The 17449-nt window shown below is 69.3% G+C and carries 16 protein-coding genes and 1 pseudogene; 12 read left to right on the forward strand and 5 right to left on the reverse strand.

The window, feature by feature from the left end; all coding sequences use genetic code 11:
* The 6 genes and pseudogenes from DQW85_RS10255 to DQW85_RS10275 form a co-directional block, all read left to right on the forward strand.
* Positions 1 to 194, forward strand: a pseudogene (locus DQW85_RS10255) (tRNA (adenosine(37)-N6)-threonylcarbamoyltransferase complex transferase subunit TsaD); the annotation flags it as partial.
* 308 nt (positions 195 to 502) lie between these two features.
* Positions 503 to 997, forward strand: a complete 495-nt coding sequence (locus DQW85_RS10260; protein ID WP_113700120.1) for an RICIN domain-containing protein — start codon at positions 503 to 505, stop codon at positions 995 to 997.
* Between the two features lie 349 nt (positions 998 to 1346).
* Positions 1347 to 1829, forward strand: a complete 483-nt coding sequence (locus DQW85_RS10265) for an RICIN domain-containing protein (protein WP_113700121.1) — start codon at positions 1347 to 1349, stop codon at positions 1827 to 1829.
* A gap of 428 nt (positions 1830 to 2257) precedes the next feature.
* A complete protein-coding gene (locus tag DQW85_RS10270) occupies positions 2258 to 2743 on the forward strand; it encodes an RICIN domain-containing protein (RefSeq protein ID WP_113700122.1) in 486 nt (161 codons plus the stop codon).
* 150 nt (positions 2744 to 2893) lie between these two features.
* Entirely contained in the window at positions 2894 to 3028 is a 135-nt protein-coding gene (locus DQW85_RS47605) for a hypothetical protein (RefSeq protein WP_275888193.1), read from the forward strand.
* A gap of 189 nt (positions 3029 to 3217) precedes the next feature.
* On the forward strand, positions 3218 to 3703 hold the full coding sequence (locus tag DQW85_RS10275) for an RICIN domain-containing protein (protein WP_113700123.1): 486 nt from the start codon (positions 3218 to 3220) through the stop codon (positions 3701 to 3703).
* Between the two features lie 281 nt (positions 3704 to 3984).
* On the opposite strand, the gene DQW85_RS10280 is transcribed toward DQW85_RS10275, so the two are convergent.
* Together DQW85_RS10280 and DQW85_RS10285 are read right to left on the reverse strand one after the other, a co-directional pair.
* Entirely contained in the window at positions 3985 to 5730 is a 1746-nt protein-coding gene (locus tag DQW85_RS10280; RefSeq protein ID WP_113700124.1) for a coiled-coil domain-containing protein, read from the reverse strand.
* Between the two features lie 191 nt (positions 5731 to 5921).
* Complete coding sequence (locus DQW85_RS10285; RefSeq protein WP_240197073.1) at positions 5922 to 7289, reverse strand: class I SAM-dependent methyltransferase; 1368 nt, start codon at positions 7287 to 7289, stop codon at positions 5922 to 5924.
* A 279-nt stretch (positions 7290 to 7568) separates the two neighbouring features.
* On the opposite strand from DQW85_RS10285, the gene groES reads away from it, so the two are divergent.
* The 3 genes from groES to DQW85_RS10300 all read left to right on the forward strand — a co-directional run bounded on the left by groES (position 7569) and on the right by DQW85_RS10300 (position 10677).
* Complete coding sequence (gene groES, locus DQW85_RS10290; protein ID WP_113700125.1) at positions 7569 to 7880, forward strand: co-chaperone GroES; 312 nt, start codon at positions 7569 to 7571, stop codon at positions 7878 to 7880.
* Positions 7881 to 7952: 72 nt separating this feature from the next.
* Complete coding sequence (gene groL / locus DQW85_RS10295; RefSeq protein WP_113700126.1) at positions 7953 to 9572, forward strand: chaperonin GroEL; 1620 nt, start codon at positions 7953 to 7955, stop codon at positions 9570 to 9572.
* Between the two features lie 469 nt (positions 9573 to 10041).
* Positions 10042 to 10677: a sigma-70 family RNA polymerase sigma factor gene (locus DQW85_RS10300; RefSeq protein ID WP_090930520.1), complete on the forward strand. Its 636-nt coding sequence runs from the start codon at positions 10042 to 10044 to the stop codon at positions 10675 to 10677.
* 172 nt (positions 10678 to 10849) lie between these two features.
* Here the strand turns inward: DQW85_RS10300 and DQW85_RS10305 are convergent, their stop codons facing one another.
* Entirely contained in the window at positions 10850 to 11227 is a 378-nt protein-coding gene (locus tag DQW85_RS10305; protein ID WP_113700127.1) for a DUF5319 domain-containing protein, read from the reverse strand.
* Between the two features lie 36 nt (positions 11228 to 11263).
* Positions 11264 to 12277, reverse strand: a complete 1014-nt coding sequence (locus DQW85_RS10310; RefSeq protein WP_113700128.1) for a helix-turn-helix transcriptional regulator — start codon at positions 12275 to 12277, stop codon at positions 11264 to 11266.
* 426 nt (positions 12278 to 12703) lie between these two features.
* On the opposite strand from DQW85_RS10310, the gene guaB reads away from it, so the two are divergent.
* Complete coding sequence (gene guaB / locus DQW85_RS10315; protein WP_113700129.1) at positions 12704 to 14185, forward strand: IMP dehydrogenase; 1482 nt, start codon at positions 12704 to 12706, stop codon at positions 14183 to 14185.
* 3 nt (positions 14186 to 14188) lie between these two features.
* Positions 14189 to 15310: a GuaB3 family IMP dehydrogenase-related protein gene (locus DQW85_RS10320; RefSeq protein WP_240197072.1), complete on the forward strand. Its 1122-nt coding sequence runs from the start codon at positions 14189 to 14191 to the stop codon at positions 15308 to 15310.
* A gap of 429 nt (positions 15311 to 15739) precedes the next feature.
* On the opposite strand, the gene DQW85_RS10325 is transcribed toward DQW85_RS10320, so the two are convergent.
* Entirely contained in the window at positions 15740 to 16216 is a 477-nt protein-coding gene (locus tag DQW85_RS10325; protein ID WP_113700131.1) for a MarR family winged helix-turn-helix transcriptional regulator, read from the reverse strand.
* A gap of 203 nt (positions 16217 to 16419) precedes the next feature.
* Between DQW85_RS10325 and DQW85_RS10330 the strand changes: the two genes are divergently transcribed.
* The gene (locus tag DQW85_RS10330) at positions 16420 to 17391 is read left to right on the forward strand and encodes an alpha/beta hydrolase (RefSeq protein WP_113700132.1); all 972 of its coding nucleotides are present in this window, start codon (positions 16420 to 16422) and stop codon (positions 17389 to 17391) included.
* The last annotated feature ends 58 nt before the right edge of the window (positions 17392 to 17449 follow it).

The raw sequence follows: 17449 nt of genomic DNA on the forward strand, positions 1-17449 counted from the left end.
GGCTGCGCGCGCTCGCCCAGGAGCGGTGCGACGCGGCCGGCGTGCGGCTGCGCGTGCCCCGGCCCGGGCTGTGCACCGACAACGGCGCGATGGTCGCCGCCCTGGGCTCCGACCTGGTGGCGGCCGGGATCAATCCGTCGACGCTGGCAATCCCGGCCGACTCCTCGTTGCCGATCACCACGGTCCACGTCTGACCCGACCAGGCGGGGTGACGGGACGCCTTTCAGCGACGGCGTGGCCGCCGACTCGCGGCCGCGCGCGCTCGCCCGGAGCGGTGTGACGCGGCCGGTCGTCCGCCCGGCGCCAGCGCCGGGCGGACACCAATCGGACAGCTGTTGGAGTGGTAGGTGAGCAGCGTGGCGTCGCGGGATGGCGATGATCGCGACACTCGGCATGCTGGGATACCGTCGTCGGCGCGTCCTGGGCGTCCGGTGCCGCCTCGGCCGGATCGGCGTGGCGGGCGTCGGCGACATCCGGTGAGGAATCGAGTAGGAGACATCGAATGCGAAGCTGGAAGCGGGGCACCGCGCGTGTCGCCATGGTCGTCGGTTTGGTGACCGCCGGTGCCGTCACCGTGCCGGGCACGGCCCATGCCGGCACTGTGTGGGAGATTTGGAACAACTACAACGGCCTGTTCCTCGACTCCGACCCCAACGGCAACGTCTACGCGATCCCCAGGCAGAACAACAGGAACCAGAAGTGGGTGGAGCGCGCCAACGGCCTCCGCTCCAACGCGGCGACCGGACTCTGCCTCGCGCACATGCTGGGAAGCAAAGATGTCTTCAGCATCCGAACAGTGAAGTGCGACGGGTCGATGTACTACCAGCAGTGGAAGCACGAGAAGCACCGGGGCGGCGTATTGATCAGGAGCGTTCCCGTCCCAGGTAATTGCCTCGCGTCGGGAGACGAAAAGGATAGCGCGGGCGCCCGAACAACCTACTCTCGCCCCTGCGACGCAAGTGATAAGAAGCAACTCTGGTCGGTCCGGGCCGTCTGAATCGACACCGTGGGATGCCGCTGCCTGGGATGGCCGGTGCACCTCACCGGCGCGTCGGTCATCCCGCGCCGACTGGCGGGTGACGGGACGCCTTACCCGCCACGGGGCAGCGACGGTGTCCTGCCTGATGGCGTCGCCTTGGCGGTGGCGTCGCCAGTGGCCTCACCTCGATGTCGGTGTCATCTCGGCGTGGGAACCGGTTGAGCAGGACAACGGCACTCGGCCGGCCGTTCGGCCGGTCGGCGGGGGCACCGGGCGGACAGCAATTGGTCAGCCGTTGGGATGTCAGGTGGACAGTGCGGCGCCGCAGGATGGCGACATCCGATGAGAACTGAGTAGGAGACATCGAATGCGAAGCTGGAAGCGGGGCACCGCGCGTGTCGCCATGGTCGTCGGTTTGGTGACTGTCGGCGCCGCCACCGTGCCGGGCACAGCCCACGCCGACACCACTTGGGAGATCTGGAACAACTACCACGGCCTGTTCCTCGACTCCGACCCCAACGGCAACGTCTACGCGATCCCCCGGCAGAACAACAGGAACCAGAAGTGGATCGAGCACGCCGGCGGCCTCCGCAACGCGGCGACCGGACTCTGCCTCGCGGAGTTCCTAGTAAACAAAAGGTTGACCATCCGAACGGAGGGATGCAGCGGGAAGCGGAACCAGCAGTGGGAGCATTTGAAGCGCCCGGGCGGCGTATTGATCAAGAACCGCCTCATCGGTTCGTGCCTCGCGTCGGGAGACGAAAGGGATAGCGCGGGTGCCCGAACAGTCGTCCCTCGTCGCTGCGATGCAGGCGACAAGAAGCAACTCTGGTCGGTCCGGGCCGTCTGAATCGACACCGTGGGACGCCACTGCCTGAGATGGCCGGCGCACCTCACCGGCGCGTCGGCCATCCCGCACCGACTGGCGGATGACGGGACGCTGGTGTCGCGCTCCAGTGGCGTCGTGCCCCGGTGGCGTCGCGCCTTGGCGGTGGCCTCGCCACGTGGCCTCACCTCGATGTCGGCGTCACGTCGGCGATGGCCTGGAGGCCGGTCAGTGGGTCGGCTGGTCGGCGGGCCGGCAGCGGGGGCGGCCCCAATTGGACAGCCGATGGAGTGTCAGGTGGACAGTGCGCCGCCGCAGGATGGCGACGATCGCGACACACGGCACGCCGGGATAGCACCGGCGGAGGCTTCCCGGGCGTCCGGTACCGCCTCGGCCGGACCGGCGTGGCGGGGGTCGCGGACATCCGATGAGGAACCGAGTAGGAGACATCGATGCGAAGCTGGAAGCGGGGCACCGCGCGCGTCGCCATGGTCGTCGGTATGGTGACCGCCGGCGCCGTCACCGTGCCGGGCACGGCCCACGCCGGCACCGAGGTGGAGATTTGGAACAACTACCACGGCCTGTTCCTCGACTCCGACATCAACGGCAACGTCTACGCGATCCCCAGGCAGAACAACAAGCACCAGAAGTGGACTCGGGGCTCCGACAGCCGCTTCTTCAACGTGCAGACCGGACGTTGCCTCAGGATGGTACAAGTACATCCTTTGCGAGGCATCCGAACGGCGAAGACTTGCTCAGCGCGGGATTCGCTATGGGTCTTGGAGAAGGTCCGGGGCGGCGTAAAGATCATAAACGTCGAATATCGTACGTGCCTCGCGTCGGGAGACCAAAAGGATAGCGCGGGTGCCCGGACAGTCGTCCCTGCACGATGCGATTCAAAGGAAAAGCAGCAACTCTGGTCGGTCCGCAACATCTGAATCGACACCGTGGGACGCCGCTGCCTGGGATGGCCGGCGCACCTCACCGGCGCGTCGGCCATCCCCACCGACTGAGGTGTAACGGGACGCCTTACCCGCCACGGGGCAGCCACACTCCGGCGCCGGCTACCTCCACATCGCCGATGACCTGTGCCTTGGCGCTGGCGCGCGCTCCCGTCGACGGGGAAGCCGGCTGAGCAGTACGACGTGCACGACCTGCTGATCGGCGGCGGCGTGGCGGCCGACTCGCGGCTGTGCGCGCTCGCCCGGAGTGGTGTGACGTGACCCGTGTGCGGCCGGTCGGCAGGGGCACCGGGCGGACAAATTGGACAGCCGTTGGGGTGTCAGGTGAACAGTGCGGCACCGCAGGATGGCGACAATCGCGACACGCTGGGATACCGTCGGCCCGCCTCGGCTGGACTGGCGTGGCGGGGGTCGCGGACATCCGATGAGGAACCGAGTAGGAGACATCGAATGCGAAGCTGGAAGCGGGGCACCGCGCGCGTCGCGATGGTCGTCGGGCTGGTGACCGCCGGCGCCGTCACCGTTCCGGGCACAGCCCACGCCGGCACTGTGTGGGAGATTTGGAACAACTACAACGGCCTGTTCCTCGACTCCGACCCCAACGGCAACGTCTACGCGCTTTCTAGGCAGAACAACAAGAACCAGAAGTGGGTCGAGCGCGCCAACGGCCTCCGCTCCAATGTGAAGACCGGACGCTGCCTCATCGAGTCGCGAAATACGAGGCGGGACTACCGGACCGTGCCTTGCGACAGTCGTGACAGGAACCAGCGGTGGACCCACGTGAAGCACCGGGGCGGCGTACTGATCAAGAACGTCGGCAGCGGTTGGTGCGCCGGGGCGAGCAACACCATCGATGTCGGGAACGCCCAGGTTCTCACCCCTCTGATCTGCGACCCACATGACAAGATGCAACTCTGGTCGGTCCGCGCCATCTGAATCGACACCCTGAATCGTCGGCGCACCTCACCGGCGCGTCGGCCATCCGCACCGACTGGTGGGTGACGCGCGACCAGCGTGTGGGCTGAGGCGGTGCCGGGTGCGGGCACGGACAGCGGCCTGTGGCTCGGCCACGGAGGCGGCCCGGAAGGCGCGTCGTCACGGCGAGCGGTCCGTGAGCCTTCACGACCGGCCATGACAGACGCGCGCCGACGTCGGCGCGTGCGCGTGACGTCGGCTCTGCCGTAAAGGACCTGCTGGAAAAGGTCTGCTGGAAAGAGTCAGTCCTTGGGCCGGGTGGGGCGGAGGAGGGCCTCGGCGAGGGCGAGCATGGTCTCTTCCAGGGCGCCGAGGCGTTTGGTGAGGCCGGTGGTCGCCGGTTGGACGATGCCGGTGACGGTCTGGGCGAGCTCGTCGCGGTCGGGGCGGGCCTGGACGGTCTCGGTGAGCGCCGCCGCCGCGGCGGTGAGGCGTTCGGTCTGGGCGGCTGTCTGGGCGGCGAGCAGCTCGTCGATCCGCTCGCCGATGCCGAGCGTGGCGGGGAGCTGGCCGACGCGCTGGTTGACCGCCTCCACGCGGTCGTCGACGTTCTCGAGCTGCTCGCCGGCCTGCTCGGCACGGGCGGCGAGGTCGGTGAGGCGCCCGTCGACGCCGTCGAAGCGCGTGCCCAGGGAGTCGAAGCGGCTCTGCAGGCCGGTGTCCACGGCGTTGAAGCGGGCGGCCAGGCTGGTGTCGACCGTGTCGAACCGGGTGGTCATCGTGCTCTCGGCATGGTCGAAGCGGCTGCCGACGGTGTCGAAGCCAGCCGTCAGCCTGGTGTCGACGGTGTTGAAGCGGCCGTTCACGGTGCTGTCGACGGTGTCGAAGCGGGTCGTCAGGTGCTCTTCGAGCTCGCCGATCCGCTCGTCGAGGGACTCCAGGTTGTTGTCGAGGTGGTTGAAGCGGGCCTCGTTGCGGGTGGCGGCCTCGGCGATGTGCTGGTCGGTGGCGGCCACGCGCTCGTCGAGCGCGGTGAACCGGCCGTCGATGCGCCCGTCCACCGCGCCGATCCGGCCCTCGACCGAGACGAGCCGCTGGTCGAAACCGTTCAGCTTGGAGTCGAGCCCGGCGATCCCGCCGTCGATGCCGTCGAGGCGGGTGTCGAGGTCGGCGAAGCCCTCGCCGGTGGCCTCGATGCGGGCGTCCACGCCGTCGAGCCTGGATTCGATCGCCATGAGGCGGTTGTCGAGCCGTCCGGACAGCCGCTGCTCGGCGTCCTCAAGGTGGGTGGCGAGCCGGTTTCCGGCGTCGTCGAGGCGGGCGGCCACATGGTGCTCGGTGGCGGTGAGCCGCTCGGTCACGGCGCTCACCTGGTCGGTGGCGACGGCGATCCTGCCGTCGAGGCCCGTCGACAGCTCCGCCAGCACGCCGTCCACGTGGTCGGCGCGGGCCGCGAGCTCGGCGAGCGACTTGTCGAGCCGCGTGAAGCGGTTGGCGGCGACCTCCATGCTCGAATGCAACTGGCTCAACGTGGCGGCGAACTCGCCCATCCGCTTGGCGATCCCCTCACCGCTGTCGATCACCGTCTGCAGGCGACGGAGCGTCTCCTCGACGCCGCCGCCGATCGCGGTGATATCGCCCCGCAGCGCGGGCAGCTCGGTCACGGGGGAGATCCGCTGGCTCACCGACTCGACGCGGGCGTCAACGGTGCCGACCTGGTCGCCGACGGCGTCGACGTGGTCGCGTACCGCCTCCACGTGCTGGGCGAGGCCCTCGGCCCACATCGGCGGCTTGGCCGCGATGTCGTCGAGCCGCCCGCTCACCGTCTCAAGCGTGCCGCTCAACCCCCCGAGCTCGCGCTCGCGCACCTCCCGCAGCAGCCACTCCATCCCTTCCAGCCGCTGGCGGATCTCGTCGAGAACGGCGCCCTGGGTGCGCTGCTCGTACACGTGATCCTGAGCGGCACGAGCCAGCAGCTCCCGCATCCTGTCGGGGATGGTGGTATGCCCGCCTGCCTGGAGAAGGGTGGTGTGGTTGGAAAGATCCACCGAAAGCTCCTTCGCTCGCCGACGGTCTGCCGCGCAGCGGTGGGATAGGTCCGGTTTTCAGATGAAAAGGAGAACGCGGCAAACCGCAATAGGGGGGAGAACTCCCGTCCGCACACCTTAGCCTTTCGATCAAGGTACGTCAGGGCGATGGAAAATATCGTGGTTATTGTGGGATCGCCCTGGTTTGCTATTTACGCAGGTGGGGCGGGGTGGCAAATGAGGGCTGACGGTTTGTCCATGATCCTGGTGAGAATGACCACGACGGATTTGTCGCCCGAAAGTCGTAGGTCTGCGCGGAGACGTTCGATGTCGACGGCCGAGGCGCGCTTTTTGATGGTGACATTTCCGACTCGTCGTTCGCGGAGGGCGGCGCGCAGGCGCTTCAGCGAGAACGGGAGCACGTCCAGGACCTCGTACCTCGCCGCCCAGGGGGTGTCGACCGGCTCGTCGCCGGTGATGTAGGCGATCATCGGGTCCGGCAGGCGCCCGCCGACCATCCCGGCGACCTCGCCGACCAGGTGCGCGCGGATCGCGGCGCCGTCGGGCTCGTAGACGTAGCGGCCGACGGGGCCGACGGGAGCGACAGCGCCCTCCGCGGTCAGGGTGTGCCCGCTGGGGAGCAACGTGGCCCGCCGCACCATCGGGGGGATGCCGGTGGCGACGTCCGATCGCGCCGCCGGGTGGCCGGATGCCGTTCGGGGGCCGCCGTGGCGGCGGTCGATCCAGAGGGAGGCCTCCTTCACCTCTCCCTTGTAGGAGACCCACTCGGCCTCGGCGCCTTCCGGGACGAACTCGTACGGAATGCCCGGAGCGACCTTGAGGCAGGCGCGTTCGGCCCTGGCGACGAGGTCGAGCACGACCGGCCAGGGCGGGGAGTACGCGTTGGGGTCGAACGTGCGCCCCCTCGCGCCGCGGCGGGCCGGGTCGGCGAACAGGACGTCGTAGTCCTCCGGTGACACCGTGGCGGCGTCGGCCACCCTGACCGTCACCCTGTCGCCGAGCCCGAGCGCGTCGGCGTTGGCCCTGGCCACCGCGGCGGTCAGCGGATCGGCGTCCACGGCGTCCACCGCGCAGCCCGCGCGGGCCAGCGCGATGAGGTCGCCGCCGATCCCGCAACAGACGTCCACGACCCGCGGGCCGCCGGACGGGGGTCGGCTCGTTCCTGAGGCGCTGGACGGGGGCTGGGTCGTTCCTGAGGTGGCGGATGGGGGCTGGTCCGTTCCCGAGCCGTCGGACCAGGGCCCACTCGTTCCCGGGCCGCCGGGGCCGGGAGGCCGGCCGGTGAGGCGTCGGGCGCGGTGGGCGGCCACCTCCGCGCGGGTGGCCTGCTCCAGGCCGTGGGGCGTGAAGTGCATCACCTCCGCGTCGGCCCCGAACTTGGCCCTGGCCCGCTCCCTGAGCCCGGCCTGGGTGAGGGCGGCCGAGGCGAGCGCGGCGTCGTGGCTCTTGCGCAGCGTCGTCGCCGCCGTCACCGGGTCGGCGCCCTGGAGCTCCAGCGCCTGCTCCAGAGCCTGCCGGCCGGGCGGGGTCAGCAAGCGGCGGAAGGCGTCGAGGTCCACGCCGTACGACGTTAGCGTCTGGGCGCGGGCATGGCCGCGGCGGCGCACCTCGAAGGCGGTCAAAAGGTGCATCTTCCTCAACGAACGGGCATGTCGCGGGCCTGATCGCTCTCAGCAGAGCCGTTCGTGTTGACTGTCAAGCCCCTCTTGCATATGTTTCCTGTTGGCACTCTCCCCTTGAGAGTGCCAACGTGCGACGAGGCAGGTCTGACACCCGCGACGGCAGGCCCCGCTGGTCGCCTCTTCTAGATCATCCAAATCTGAAGGGGAGGTCCGATCGTGACGACCGCCACCAAGGTTCCCGTTAAGCCGCTCGGCGACCGCATCGTGGTGCAGCCGCTCGAGGCAGAGCAGACCACCGCTTCCGGCCTGGTCATTCCTGACACCGCCAAGGAGAAGCCGCAGGAGGGCAGGGTCCTCGCGGTGGGCCCCGGCAACTGGGACGAGGACGGCGACAAGCGCATCCCGCTCGACGTCAGCGAGGGTGACATCGTTCTCTACAGCAAGTACGGCGGCACCGAGGTCAAGTACGGCGGCGAGGAGTACCTCGTGCTCTCCGCCCGCGACGTTCTCGCGATCATCGAGAAGTAAGCCGGTTGTGTCGGGCCCCGGGCGCTCTCGTGCGGCCGGGGCCTTCGACACCAGGAGAGGACTTTCAGCAAAATGGCGAAGATCCTGGAGTTCGACGAGGACGCCCGGCGCGCGCTCGAGCGTGGCGTCAACGCCCTCGCGGATGCCGTGAAGGTTACCCTCGGCCCCCGTGGCCGCAACGTCGTCATCGACAAGAAGTTCGGTGCTCCGACGATCACGAACGACGGCGTGACCATCGCTCGTGAGATCGAGCTGGAGGAGCGCTACGAAAACCTCGGCGCCCAGCTCGCCAAGGAAGTGGCCACCAAGACCAACGACATCGCGGGCGACGGCACCACCACCGCGACGGTCCTGGCCCAGGCCATGGTCCGTGAGGGCCTGCGCAACGTGGCGGCCGGCGCCTCGCCGCTGTCGCTGAAGCGCGGCATCGACAAGGCCGCCAAGGAGATCAGCGACAAGCTGCTCGCCAGCGCCCGCCCGGTCGAGGACAAGAAGGAGATCGCCAACGTCGCGACGATCTCCGCCCAGGACGCCAAGATCGGCGAGCTGATCGCCGAGGCGTTCGACAAGGTCGGCAAGGACGGCGTCCTCACGGTCGAAGAGTCCAACGCCATGGGCATGGAGCTCGAGTTCACCGAGGGCCTCCAGTTCGACAAGGGCTACCTGTCGGCCTACATGGTCACCGACCCCGAGCGCATGGAGTCGGTCCTGGAGGACGCCTACGTCCTGCTCCACCAGGGCAAGATCGCCTCGATCGCCGACTTCCTGCCGCTGCTCGAGAAGGTCGCCCAGACCAAGAAGCCGCTGCTCGTGGTCGCCGAGGACGTCGAGGGCGAGGCCCTGGCCGTCCTGGTCACCAACAAGATCCGTGGCACGTTCACCTCGGTCGCCGTCAAGGCGCCCGGCTTCGGCGACCGCCGCAAGGCGATGCTGCAGGACATGGCCATCCTCACCGGCGGCCAGGTCGTCAGCGAGGAGATCGGCCTCAAGCTGGAGAACGTCGGCCTCGAGGTGCTCGGCCAGGCTCGCCGCATCGTGGTCACCAAGGACACCACCACCCTCGTGGACGGCGCCGGTGACCCGCAGGCCATCGAGGACCGCGTCAAGGAGATCAAGATTGCCATCGAGCAGTCCGACTCCGACTGGGACCGCGAGAAGCTGCAGGAGCGCCTGGCCAAGCTCGCCGGCGGCGTGTGCGTGCTGCGCGTCGGCGCCGCCACCGAGGTGGAGCTCAAGGAGAAGAAGCACCGCCTCGAGGACGCGATCTCCGCGACCCGCGCCGCGATCGAGGAGGGCATCGTCTCCGGCGGTGGCTCGGCCCTGATCCACGTCTCCAAGGAGCTCGACGACCTCGGCCTGTCGGGCGACGAGGCCACGGGCGTCGGCGTCGTGCGCCGCGCGCTGGTCGAGCCCGCCCGCTGGATCGCCGAGAACGCCGGCCTCGAGGGCTACGTGGTCACCCACAAGGTCGCCGAGCTGTCGGCCGGCCACGGCCTCAACGCCGCGACGGGCGAGTACGGCGACCTGATCGGCCAGGGCGTCATCGACCCGGTCAAGGTCACCCGCTCGGCGGTGCAGAACGCCGCGTCGATCGCGGGCATGCTCCTCACGACCGAGGCCCTCGTGGTGGACAAGCCCGAGGAGGAGGCCCCGGCCGGGGGCCAGGGGCACGGCCACGGTCACGGCCACTGACGGCCCACCCGTCCCACCGCACGGCCCACCCCGACCCCGGGGTGGGCCGTGCGCGTGTCTGGGAGGTGTTTCGGGCGCGTGCCGTCGCTGGGAGGTGTTCGGGCGCGTGCCCGTGTCTGGACGGCGTTCGGGCGGGATGTCCAGGCGTGCGTCCCCGGACGGGCTGGTTCGCGTCGAGGGGATTCGGGGCGTTGGAATGCCGTGTCACGTGGTACCTGGGGCACAGCGGAGGGTGTGCTGTCCAGACGGTCAGCGGATATGGAAAGGTGACTTATTCGGAGTAAACCCCCGGTGTTCGCAAAGCGTCCGGGTGCCTGACAAGTGTCGCGTCATTTCGGCATAAGGGTGAAATATTCTGCCAGGAATAAAGGCTTAGTGTCGCCAATCGATTACGGCCCGTTATCGTCGCTTCAATGTGACCAATCCGTAGCCGTTCGCCATGACGACAGGCAGGATCAGTGCGGGCATCATGCCTATCGTGAGCGAGGGAAGCGTCGCCGACGCCAAAATTGGGGTAAGGCTCGCGTCGAGACTTCCGGCACGAACGGATGACTCCGACCTTAGGGAACTGACCAGTCTCGCCGTACAGGGCGATCGCAGCGCGATCGAATCCCTGCTGGGCGAGTTGCGGCCGATGGTGGTGCGGTATTGCCGCGCCAGGCTGGGCAGGGTTTCCGGGCAATATCACATAGCTGATGACGTTGCCCAGGAGGTGTGCATCGCGGTGCTGTCCGCGCTGCCCCGATACCGCGACATGGGCCGGCCGTTCGCCTCGTTCGTCTTCGGGATCGCCTCGCACAAGGTGGCCGACGCGTTGCGGAGTTCGGTGCGTTCGGCCGTTCCGACGCAGGACCTGCCCGACGGGCCCGACGACGGGCCCGGGCCCGAGGAGACCGTGGTCCGCTACATCGAGGTGGAGCACGCTCGCAGGCTGCTCGCAAGGCTCCCGGACAACCAGCGCGAGTTGCTGCTGTTGCGGGTGGTGTCGGGGCTGTCGGCGGAGGAGACCGGTAATGTACTCGGCATGTCACCAGGTGCGGTTCGGGTCGCCCAGCACCGGGCGCTCGCGAGGTTGCGGCAGATGGCCGAGCTGGAGTCGGCTTGACGCCGGAGGAGGAGAGCGAGGCGCTTCTGGACGCGCTGGCTCGTGGCGAGCCGTTCCACCGTGGAGATCCCGCTGCACGGCTCCTCGCCGTTCTTCTCGACGATGTCCTACCTGAAGAAGATCTTCTACACGAAGTCGGCGACAGTCTGGTCCACGGCGTCGAGGGGTCGGGTCAGCGGCGTTCCTCGGTGTCGATGACGCCGTCCACGTAGCCCCTGGCGTACTCCCAGGTCACGTAGTCGGCGGGGTCGGGCTGGAAGGCCGGCTCGTGGACCTGCGGCTGGCCGTGTTCGATCATCTGGCGGAGGTTGCCGCGCAGCAGCTCCCAGTCGAAGAAGTGCTGCTCGCCGCACTCGGGGCAGTCGAGCACGAGGCCGAGCACCCCCTGGGGCTCCAGCAGCGCGCGAAAGACCTCCACGTCGGCGAGGTCGGTGATGGCCTCGTCGCGTTCGGCCGCCGTGAGTGGCTCGGCCTCGTCGAGTTCGCCCATCGCCGCGGACGGGTCGTTCGGGTCGTCCGCGAACGGGTCGCGGGGGACGTCTTCCAACACCTTCCCACCATATGACCGATGCGGCCCCAGCGGTTGTTATTGGACCAGCCATCCACGCCGGGCGGCTTCCACGCCGGCGTGGAAGCGTGATTGCGCGCCGAGTCTGGACATGGCTTCGGCGAACCTCGCCCGGACCGTACGCAGGGACACGCCGAGCTGGCGGGCTATCGACTCGTCGCACATGCCCTGCGCCGCGAGCCTGAGCACCTGTACGACACCGTCGCTCCCGCCGCCCCACGGCATGGGCACGGCCCGCCCCCACAGCTCCTCGAACAGCGAACGGAGCACGCCCACGACGATCGGCGTGCGCACCAGGTAGAAGTTGTAGGCGTGATCGGGGAGGTTGCCGCCCCACAGCGCGGGCAGGCCGGCGGCCTCGGGTCCCGCGGTCATGAACCAGCTGGGCACCCGGTCGAGCGTCCGGACCCCGCCGCCGGCCTCTAGGAGGCGGGTGAGCTGGTCGCGTACGCCGGGCAGCGGCAGGGTGCCGACCGGGATGACCGCGCGCACCTCCAGCAGCCCGCGTTCCTGCGCGTCGATCCAGGGATCTGCGAACTTCCGCACGAAATCGGTCATCGTGCGCCCGTCGGGGATGGCGGTCAGCAGCGTCATCGGCGGTGACTGCACGGCCATGCCGACCACGCTCTCGTACAGCACGTCCGCCCCGCTGACGAGCTCCACCGGGAACGGCCCGCTCTGGTAGTCGCGCCCGGCGTCGTAGTCGCGGATCAGACCCCGGATCGACCCCAGCGCCGAGTCGATGCGCCTGCTCTCCTCGGCCAGCCGGTCGAGACGGTCGGCGATCAGGCGGCCGAGCGCCCCGGCGGGGTGCCGGGCGAGGTACTCGCCGGACTGCTCGTCGACCACGCCCAGCTTGACGAGGTCGTCGAGCTGCCTGCTCACCTTGTCGGCCGGACCCCCCATGGCCTCGGCCACCTCCGCCAGCGTGGCCCGGTGCAGGCGCAGCACAGAGGTGTAGAGGGCCGCCTGAGCCGGATCGAGGCCCAGCGTCTGCAGAGGGTCGACCGCGTAGCGTGACTCGTCAGGCATCTCAGAGAGCTCCGTACGGGGACACGGGCGTGTCGCGAGGATAACGCGGTCGCGGGCCCGTGTCCGCTTCTTGTGCCGACTCGCCCGAACCTCGCCCGAGGCATGTGCAACTTCGTGCAATTGCACGTTTGCACATTGCGGTGCGCAACCGGGCTCCACCACGCTGGATCGAGAGTCGGCAACCACCGGGCCACGGCTGTGCGGAGCCATCAGGACGCGGAGGGGGGTTCGGTGGCGCGACGCGCTTCGCGCCCGGATGCCGCTGCCGGGGGATGGGACGGATCACCGACCGTCCCATCCCCCGGCTCTTTCGATGCCGGGAGTACGACGGGCCGTGGGGGTCATCGTCCTCCCGGCATCGGTGCTGTTTGGAGCCAGGCCCTAGACTTGACTGCGATAAGCGCAACGGCAGGAGGGGGCCGCAGCATGTCCAAGTTCACCGAGACGGGTCTGACATTCGACGACGTGCTGCTCGTGCCCGCGTATTCAGACCTGCAGCCCGGTGACGCCGACACGCGTACGCGGCTGTCCCGCGGCATCACGCTCTCCATCCCGCTGGTCTCCGCGGCCATGGACACCGTCACCGAGGCCCGCATGGCGGTCGCCATGGCCCGCCAGGGCGGCATCGGCATCCTCCATCGCAACCTGTCGGTCGAGGAGCAGGCCCAGCAGGTGGACCTGGTCAAGCGGTCCGAGGCCGGCATGGTCACCAACCCCGTCACCTGCACGCCCGACGACACGCTGGCCGACGTGGAGCGGCTCTGCGCCACCTACCGGATCTCCGGCGTACCGGTCACCGACCTCGACGGCACCCTCGTGGGCATCGTGACCAACCGCGACATGCGCTTCGAGACCGACCACTCGCGCCCGGTGCGCGCTGTGATGACCCCGATGCCGCTGGTCACCGCCCCGGTCGGTGTCTCGCGCGACCAGGCGTTCACGCTGCTGAGGCAGAACAAGATCGAGAAGCTGCCGCTCGTGGACCCCGACGGCAGGCTGCGCGGCCTGATCACGGTCAAGGACTTCACCAAGAGCGAGCAGTATCCTCTCGCCACCAAAGACCCCGACGGCCGCCTGGTCGTGGGCGCCGCCGTCGGCGTCGGCGGCGACGCCGAGGTGCGGGCCAAGGCGCTCATCGAGGCGGGCGTCGACGTCATCATCGTGGACGTCGCCCACGGCCACTCCAAGGGCCTGGCCGACATGATCGCCAAGGTCAAGGCCAACAGCAAGGTCGACGTCATCGGCGGCAACATCGCGACCAGGGCCGGCGCGCAGATGCTGGTCGACGCGGGCGCCGACGCGGTCAAGGTCGGCGTCGGCCCGGGCTCGATCTGCACCACCCGCGTGGTGGCCGGGGTGGGCGCGCCGCAGGTGACCGCGATCCACGAGGCTTCGCTGGCGTGCGGACCCGCGGGCGTGCCGGTGGTCGGCGACGGCGGCCTGCAATACTCCGGCGACATCGTCAAGGCCATCGCCGCGGGCGCCGACACCGTCATGCTCGGATCGCTGCTGGCGGGCTGCGAGGAGTCGCCCGGCGAGCTGATCTTCATCAACGGCAAGCAGTTCAAGTCCTACCGGGGCATGGGCTCGCTCGGAGCCGTACGCAACCGCGAACGCGGGGGCGCCTCGTTCAGCAAGGACCGCTACGCCCAGGCCGACGTCGGCGGCGAGGACAAATACATCCCCGAGGGCATCGAGGGCCAGGTCCCCTACCGCGGCCCCGTCGCCGCCGTCGCCCACCAGCTCGTCGGCGGGCTGCGCCAGGGCATGTGGTACGCCGGCTGCCGGACGATCCCGCAGATGCACACCGACTGCCGGCTCATGCCGATCACGGCGGCGGGCCTCAAGGAGAGCCATCCCCACGACATCCAGATGACCGTGGAAGCTCCGAACTATCACAGAAGGTAATACATGACTCAGCAGGTGGAGATCGGCCGGGGGAAGACGGGGCGCCGGGCGTACGCGCTCGACGAGATCGGCCTCGTGCCCTCGCGGCGCACCCGTGACCCGGAGGAGGTCTCGATCGCCTGGCAGATCGACGCCTACCGGTTCGAGCTGCCCGTCGTCGTCGCGCCCATGGACAGCGTCGTCTCGCCCGCCACCGCGATCGAGATCGGCCGGCTCGGCGGTCTCGCGCCGCTCGACCTCGAAGGGCTCTGGACCCGGTACGAGGACCCGCTGCCCCTGCTGGAGGAGTGCTCCCGGCTCGACGCCGAGGCCGCGACCAGGCGGCTCCAGGAGATCTACAACGCGCCGATCAAGGAAGAGCTGATCGGCCGCCGCATCGAGGAGATCCGCGCCTCCGGCGTCACCACCGCGGTCCGCCTGTCACCGCAGCGCACCGTCCAGTACCACAAGGCGGTCATCGACGCGGGCGTCGACATCTTCGTCATCCGCGGCACCACCGTCTCCGCCGAGCACGTCTCGGGCCGGGCGGAGCCGCTCAACCTCAAGCAGTTCATCTACGAACTCGACGTCCCGGTCATCGTGGGCGGCTGCGCCACCTACACGGCCGCCCTCCACCTCATGCGCACCGGCGCGGCCGGCGTACTGGTCGGCTTCGGCGGCGGCGCCTCCCACACCACCCGCAACGTCCTGGGCGTGGCCGTGCCGATGGCCACGGCGATCTCCGACGTGGCCGCGGCCCGCCGCGACTACCTCGACGAGTCGGGCGGCCGCTACGTCCACGTCGTCGCCGACGGCGGCATGGGCACCTCCGGCGACATCGCCAAGGCCATCGCCTGCGGCGCCGACGCCGTCATGGTCGGCTCGCCGCTGGCCCGCGCCGCCGAGGCGCCCGGACACGGCTACCACTGGGGCTCCGAGGCCCACCACCCCGACCTGCCGCGCGGCCGTCGCGTCAAGTTCGGCACGGTCGGCACCCTGGAGCAGATCCTGCACGGGCCGTCCAGTGTCGCCGACGGCTCGATGAACCTCATGGGCGCCCTCAAGCGCACCATGGCCTCCACGGGCTACTCCGACATCAAGGAGTTCCAGCGCGTAGAGGTGGTCGTCGCCCCCGTCCAGCCCTGACGACAGACGCGCCCTGGGGGCGAGCGTGCCCCGGCACGTTGACGACGAACAGAAATCCGCACCCGGAACCCATCGGTGGGCCGGGCGCCCCACTCGACGACTCCGAGCCACGGATCGGCTTGGTGTGCGCCGACCACCGGGCCGCCCTCGGACGGGCAGCGGGCCTGAAACGGTTCACACCCCGGGGTGTCGTTGACGTTCTCGTGGGAGCCGCACTGTCAGGGGGCCGGCGGGTTCGCAGAGGTAGATGGGGATGTTGGTGGCGCCGGGCATCCGCGGCGAGGCCGGGCTCGAGCCGGCCTGCCTCTATCCGGCGGGCTTCGGCGGGCTTCGGCGCGCTGCCGGCTGTGGGTCGGCAAACTGCGGCGAGCCTGTCCGCACGGAGCCTGTCCGGGGACGGAGGTGTCCCCGGCCGGGAGTCGCGTCCGGTCAGGCCCCGGGGCCCTCGGTGAGGTTTCCGGTGAGCCGTCGCAGCAGCATCTTGATCTGGTCCTCCTCCTGGGTGGTCAGCCCCATGGCGGCGCCCATGGCGGGGATCAGGGTGCGGGCGCGCCGGCGAAGGGCCGTGCCCTCCTCGGTCAGCGACACCTGGACCGACCGCTCGTCGTCGGCGCGCCGGCGGCGCTGCACCAGCCCGTTCGTCTCCAGACGCTTCAGCAGGGGCGTCAGCGTCCCGTAGTCGAGGTGGAGCTTCGCGCCGAGGCCCTTGACCGAGGACGGGCCGTTCTCGTACAGCGCGACCAGCACCAGGTACTGCGGGTAGGTCAATCCGATCTCGTCGAGCAGCGGCCGGTAGGCGTTCGTCACCGCGCGGTGGGCGGAGTAGAGGACGAAGCACAGGAAGTCGTCAAGGCGCGTGAACGTCTCCTCCTGTGTCTCGTCCTCGACGGTGTGCGTGGATGGCATGGGGTTCTTCTCTCTGCTCGTGCCTTCGTGGTCTCCGGGACCCGTTCTTCCCGGACATGGTACCTCTTGAAGTGCGCGAGAGATAATTTTGCGAGATTAACTTGTGCACGAGGTACTTGTGCCCTATTGTCTTGCGTAAGCGACGTACCGAGTCGCCGGAGCGTAACCGCCGCTCTCCTCCACGATTGGCAAGGAGCACGAAGATGTCTGACAAGCCTGTGAACCTGGTCCCTGTCCTTGAGCCCGCGGCGGCCGCGTTCGCCGAGGCCACCGCTGCCGGGCCGTTCCTGTTCGAGTTGCCGCCGGCTGAGGGGCGCGCGGTGGTGGACGAGGTTCAGTCGGGCGAGATCTCCAAGCCAGAGGTCGATGAGGAGTGGGTGACCGTCGAGGGCGGCCCGACCGGGTCGGTGCGGGCGCGGATCGTCAGGCCGAAGGGGGCCGTCGGGCCGCTGCCGGTGGTCGTCTACATTCACGGCGCGGGCTGGGTGTTCGGTAACGCTCACACGCATGACCGGCTGGTTCGCGAACTGGCCGTCGGTGCCGGTGTGGCGGTGGTCTTCTCCGAGTACGACCTTTCGCCGGAACACCGCTATCCGGTGGCGATCGAGCAGAACTACGCGGTGGCCCGCTGGGTGGTCACCGCGGGGGCGGACAAGGGCCTGGACGGTTCGCGGGTCGCGGTGGCCGGCGATTCGGTCGGCGGGAACATGGCCATCGCGCTGACGTTGATGGCCAAGGAGCGCGGGGACGTGCCGCTGCTGGCGCAGGTGCTGTTCTATCCGGTCACCGACGCGGGCTTCGACACCGGCTCCTACGGGCAGTTCGCCGAGGGCTACTTCCTGCGGCGCGACGCGATGCGCTGGTTCTGGGACCAGTACACCACCGACGAGAGCGAGCGGGCGCAGATCACCGCCTCGCCGCTGCGGGCCGGGACCGAGCAGCTGGCCGGGCTGCCGCCGGCTCTGGTCATCACCGCCGAGGCCGACGTGCTCCGTGATGAGGGGGAGGCCTACGCCGCCAAGCTGCGCGCCGCGGGCGTTCCGGTCGTCGCCACCCGCTACCTGGGCGTGATCCACGACTTCGTGATGCTCAACGCGCTGCGTGAGACGCACGGCGCGCAGGCCGCCATCGACCAGGCGGTCCACACCCTGCGCGGCGCGCTGCACCAGGGCTGAACCCCGCCCGAAGACATCACCCACCGCAACAAGGAGAACCAGCATGTCCCGTTCATCT

This window comes from Nonomuraea lactucae, from assembly GCF_003313395.1.
GTDB classification, from domain to species: Bacteria; Actinomycetota; Actinomycetes; order Streptosporangiales; family Streptosporangiaceae; genus Nonomuraea; species Nonomuraea lactucae.